This window comes from Pseudomonas sp. P5_A12 (genome assembly GCF_056400685.1).
This window is the reverse complement of the sequence record NZ_JBFUKU010000354.1, coordinates 1-4,979: the sequence shown is the minus strand read 5'-3', so window position 1 is coordinate 4,979 and position 4,979 is coordinate 1. Positions and strand designations below refer to the sequence as shown.

Genomic DNA, 4,979 nt, shown 5'->3' with positions numbered 1-4,979 from the left:
CTCTCGAAGTGCTGACTCCGGACGCTTTGGGCGTTTCCACCGCCTCCACCAACAAGACCGTGAAAGTCGAAGCGCCTGCTGCACGCAGCGCGGGTATCAAGGTCAAGTCGGTGGCTGAACTGGTCGAGAAACTGAAAAACGAAGCGAAGGTGCTTTGAGTTAAGGAGCCGAATCATGACTATCTTGGTAATCGCTGAACACGACAGCAAAGTAGTGGCTCCGGCCACACTGAACACCGTTGCTGCTGCCGCCAAAATCGGTGGTGACATCCACGTTCTGGTTGCCGGTCAGGGCGTTGGCGCTGTCGCTGAAGCYGCAGCGAAAATCGCTGGCGTGACYAAAGTGCTGGTRGCCGACAACGCYGCCTACGCTCAYCARCTGCCGGAAAACGTWGCGCCKCTGGTTRCCGARTTGGGCGCTGGYTACAGCCACATCCTGGCTGCCGCYACYTCCAACGGCAAAAACATCCTGCCGCGCGTTGCCGCKCAGCTGGACGTTGACCAGATCTCCGAGATCATCTCGRTTGAAAGCGCTGACACYTTCAAGCGTCCGATCTACGCCGGTAACGCCATCGCTACCGTTCAGTCGAACGCTKCRGTGAAAGTSATCACCGTGCGTGCTACCGGTTTCGACCCGGTGGCTGCTGAAGGTGGTTCGGCCGCTGTTGAAGCCGTTGCCGCTGCTCACGACGCGGGCACTTCSAGCTTCGTYGGCGAAGAACTGGCCAAGTCCGATCGTCCGGAACTGACCGCTGCCAAAATCGTCGTTTCCGGCGGTCGCGGSATGCAGAACGGCGACAACTTCAAACACCTGTACGCCCTGGCTGACAAGCTGGGCGCTGCCGTCGGTGCTTCCCGCGCCGCRGTCGACGCAGGTTTTGTACCCAACGACATGCAGGTCGGTCAGACYGGCAARATCGTTGCGCCACAGCTGTACATCGCGGTCGGTATTTCCGGCGCGATCCAGCACCTGGCCGGCATGAAAGACTCCAAAGTGATCGTTGCGATCAACAAGGACGAAGAAGCGCCGATCTTCCAGGTGGCCGATTACGGCCTGGTCGCGGATCTTTTTGAAGCGATTCCAGAAATGGCCGCCTTGGCCTGATCACTGACCGATTGGAGAAAATAATATGAACAGCAGTTCCGATTTTTCCGCCTGGATTGGACGACGCCAGGAAAGCCAGGACCGAATCAGCTTCACTCTGGTCAGACGCATTGCCGCGACATTGGGCGAGCTTGCCCCTCAACCCGGTGAAGCGCTGCCGCCCCTGTGGCACTGGGCATTTTTTCAGGAGCCGGTGGGCGCCAGCGAACTGGGCCCCGATGGCCATCCAGCGCTGGGGGGCTTTTTGCCGCCGGCCCATAACCGCAATCGTATGTGGGCAGGCAGCCGCATCGAGTTTTACCAGCCGTTAAAGGTAGAGGCAGAAGTGACCTGTGTATCGACCATTGTCAACGTCGAGGAGAAGCACGGGCGCACGGGTTCCTTGCTGTTCGTCACGGTACGCCATGAGTTTTACCAGGACGGCAAACGCGCACTGCTAGATGAACAGGACATTGTTTACCGCGAACCTGTCCCGCCCAAACTGAACGGGACCGAAACGCTACCTGAAGGCCAGTGGCAGGAACGGATCGAGCCCTCCCCAACCCTGCTGTTCCGCTATTCTGCGGTCACTTTCAATGGTCATCGTATTCACTATGACTGGCCGTATGTGACAGAGACCGAAGGTTATCCGGGGCTGGTGGTGCATGGTCCATTGATCGCCACGTTGAACTTGCGTGCCTTTACCAAAACGCATCCGACGGCGCGCCTGGAGCGCTTCACCTTCCGTGGAGTACGACCGCTTATTTCGCCTCAACCTTTCGAGGTGGGCGGCCGAGTGATCGAAAACGGCAAGGCGCAGGTCTGGGCCGGGAATCAGGACGGCACAGCGCAGATCGGAGAGATTGAATTCAGCAATGGAGCAACGCCATGAACCAATCCATTGTTCGCTCCGCCCTGTTTGTGCCGGCCACTCGACCAGAGCGCATCCCAAAAGCTATCGCCACTGGCGCAGACCGGGTCATCGTTGACCTGGAGGATGCCGTGCAAGAAAACCTCAAGGAGCAGGCCAGGGTCAATCTTGACGTTTTCCTGAGCGAAACCCCGGATGCACGGATTCTGGTCCGTGTGAATGCCCCGGATCACTGGGCACATGTGGCGGATCTGGAACTATGCCGACGCCACGCCGGCGTGATTGGAATTCTGTTACCCAAAGCAGAAAGTGCGGCGCAGGTAACTACTGCTGCAGGTACCAAAAAACCGATCTGGCCAATCATCGAGAGCGCCAAGGGCTTGGTTGCAATTAACGAGATTGCCGGCGCTCAAGGTGTTGAACGCTTGTCGTTCGGTAGTCTCGATCTGGGCCTAGACCTGAACCTGACGACAGGCAGTCCTGCCGCCGAAGAAATTATTGGTCATGCTCGCTACGCCGTTTTGCTCGCGACTCGAACAGCCGGGCTCGCTCCGGCGCTGGACGGGGTGTTTCCGTCGATCCAGGACAGCGCAGGGCTGCTAAGCGCGGTGCAATTTGCCCGCGACATGGGCTTTGGTGGCGCGCTGTGTATCCATCCAATGCAGGTTGCAATCATTCATCAAGCGTTCAAACCCAGCCTGGAAGAATTGCAGTGGGCGCAACGTATTATCGAAGCCGCCCGTTCAGGTGAAGGTGTTTTCGTGCTGGATGGGCAAATGGTCGATGCACCGGTCATTGGACGCGCGCAATCGATTATGGCTCGCTCGACCTGAGACAACGCGGATGCAGAGTAACCCTGCCTGCTGGAAAGCATTACGGTCAGGATGTGGCGATATGTTATGTTATATCTATTGATGATCTGTCGATGTTCTGACAGCTATTTCCACACCCTGCCTGCGGCTTTCGATGACAAACACTACGCATATCGCCCCCACTCCGAGCGTAAATAAACGCCTGCTATCCATAGACGCCCTTCGGGGATTAGTGATCATTTTCATGCTACTGGATCACGTGCGCGAAACGTTCCTTCTGCACCGCCAGGTTAGCGACCCGATGGCCATCGACACCACTGAACCGGCATTGTTTTTCAGCCGAACGCTCGCCCATTTATGTGCGCCAGTGTTCGTACTGCTGACTGGATTGTCCGCCTTTTTGTACGGCGAAAAGCACCAAGGCAAGCGCGATGTGGCGGCTTTCCTGTTCAAGCGAGGCCTATTCCTGGTACTGCTGGAGTTCACCTTGGTGAATTTCGCCTGGACATTTCAGTTCCCGCCCAGTGTGATTTACCTGCAGGTCATCTGGGCCATTGGCGTCAGCATGATTTCCCTCGCCGTACTGGTCTGGCTACCTCGGCCAATCCTGTTTGTTCTGAGCCTGGTCATTATCGCCGGGCACAACCTGCTCGATTCGCTGCACTTTCCGGTTGATTCAGCGATGCACGTGCCCTGGGCAATTCTGCATGATCGCGGCTGGATCGAATTCTCTGACAGCTTGCGCCTTCGCAGCTCTTATCCTGTGCTGCCATGGATCGGCGTGATTGCCCTGGGTTACTGCATCGGCACCTGGTTCTCCCCCTCGGCCTCCGTCGCCACGCGTCAGCGATATCTGTTACTGGCAGGGGCCGGCGCGTTAATCAGTTTCGTCGCGCTGCGTCTTGTTAATGGTTATGGCGAGGCTCATTGGGTGGCCTATGGCAGCACCACACAAACCCTCATGAGTTTCTTCAACATCACCAAATACCCGCCTTCCCTATTGTTCCTCTCACTGACGCTAGGTGTTGGGCTGTTGCTGCTTCTTGGCTTTGAACGGGCTCAGCAACGCAAGTGGATCAGCACGTTGGCGGTATTTGGTGCGGCGCCGATGTTCTTCTACTTGCTCCACCTTTATGTACTGAAAGTGCTGTATCTGGTCGGCGTGGCGTTGTTCGGTTTGAATCAAGGCAGCTACTTCGGTTTCGACAGCGTTTGGGCTGTGTGGCTGACGGCGGTGCTCTTGGCTTCGGCGCTATATTTCCCCGTGCGCTGGTTCGCCACATTGAAGGCACGTCGTCGCGATATCGGCTGGCTCAAATATTTCTGATACATCCCACCCAGAATGGCCATAACACTGCTTCTGGGTCATTTCCTTCTCTGGCGCCTTGATTGAACGAATCAGGCCGCCAGCCCACRCATCCAATTGGCTCAACCTGCGGTATATACCGCCGACGCAGCCCTTCCCCCTCATTTCATCACCTTCCGACCAGAAACTCATTTCAGGGTCTTGCGCATCCGGTATTATGGTATACCATCATACGCACAGACACTTTCAACCTGATACGGAGCAGCTCATGAGTTTCGAAATCCGCAAGATCGTCAGCTATGTCGAAGAAACCTTTATCGAAGGCGGCAAGGCCACCGATACGCCCGTGACCATGGTCGGTCTGGCCGTGGTGATGAAGAACCCTTGGCTGGGTCGCGGCTTCGTCGAAGACCTCAAGCCGGAAATCCGCGCCAACTGCTCCGACCTCGGTGCACTTATGGTTGAGCGCCTGGTCGGCATCATCGGCGGTGCCGAGAAGATCGAGGCTTACGGCAAGGCAGCGGTCGTCGGTGCCGATGGTGAAATCGAACACGCTTCCGCCGTCATCCACACTCTGCGTTTCGGTAACCATTACCGCGAAGCGGTTAAAGCCAAGAGCTATCTGAGCTTCACCAACAAGCGCGGCGGCCCGGGTACCTCGATTCAGATTCCGATGATGCACAAAGATGACGAAGGCCTGCGTTCGCACTACATCACCCTGGAAATGCAGATCGAAGACGCACCACGTGCCGACGAAATCGTCGTCGTCCTGGGCTGCGCCGACGGCGGCCGTCTGCACCCACGCATCGGCAACCGCTACATCGACCTGGAAGAACTGGCGGCCGAAAAAGCCCAGTAACAAAGGTCGGTCACTACAACAAAAAGGTATGCAGGAGCGCTCCATGAT

General features: G+C 57.0%; 5 protein-coding genes and 1 pseudogene. All 6 read left to right on the top strand.

The genetic code is table 11. The features are described from left to right. Window positions 1-158, top strand: a pseudogene (locus tag AC1DSG_RS27655) (electron transfer flavoprotein subunit beta/FixA family protein); the annotation flags it as partial. Window positions 159-174: 16 nt separating this feature from the next. Then, window positions 175-1,104 (top strand): electron transfer flavoprotein subunit alpha/FixB family protein, encoded by a 930-nt coding sequence (locus tag AC1DSG_RS27650; protein ID WP_477793719.1) that lies wholly within the window; start codon window positions 175-177, stop codon window positions 1,102-1,104. Between the two features lie 25 nt (window positions 1,105-1,129). After that, a complete protein-coding gene (locus AC1DSG_RS27645; protein ID WP_477793718.1) occupies window positions 1,130-1,975 on the top strand; it encodes an HTD2 family dehydratase in 846 nt (281 codons plus the stop codon). Continuing rightward, on the top strand, window positions 1,972-2,787 hold the full coding sequence (locus tag AC1DSG_RS27640) for an HpcH/HpaI aldolase/citrate lyase family protein (protein ID WP_477793717.1): 816 nt from the start codon (window positions 1,972-1,974) through the stop codon (window positions 2,785-2,787). The genes AC1DSG_RS27645 and AC1DSG_RS27640 overlap by 4 nt, the downstream gene beginning before the upstream one ends. Window positions 2,788-2,920: 133 nt before the next feature. Next, window positions 2,921-4,093, top strand: coding sequence for an acetyltransferase domain-containing protein (locus tag AC1DSG_RS27635; RefSeq protein ID WP_477793716.1), 1,173 nt, complete (start codon window positions 2,921-2,923; stop codon window positions 4,091-4,093). Window positions 4,094-4,340: 247 nt separating this feature from the next. Then, on the top strand, window positions 4,341-4,931 hold the full coding sequence (locus AC1DSG_RS27630) for an amino acid synthesis family protein (RefSeq protein WP_201112043.1): 591 nt from the start codon (window positions 4,341-4,343) through the stop codon (window positions 4,929-4,931). Window positions 4,932-4,979 lie beyond the last annotated feature (48 nt).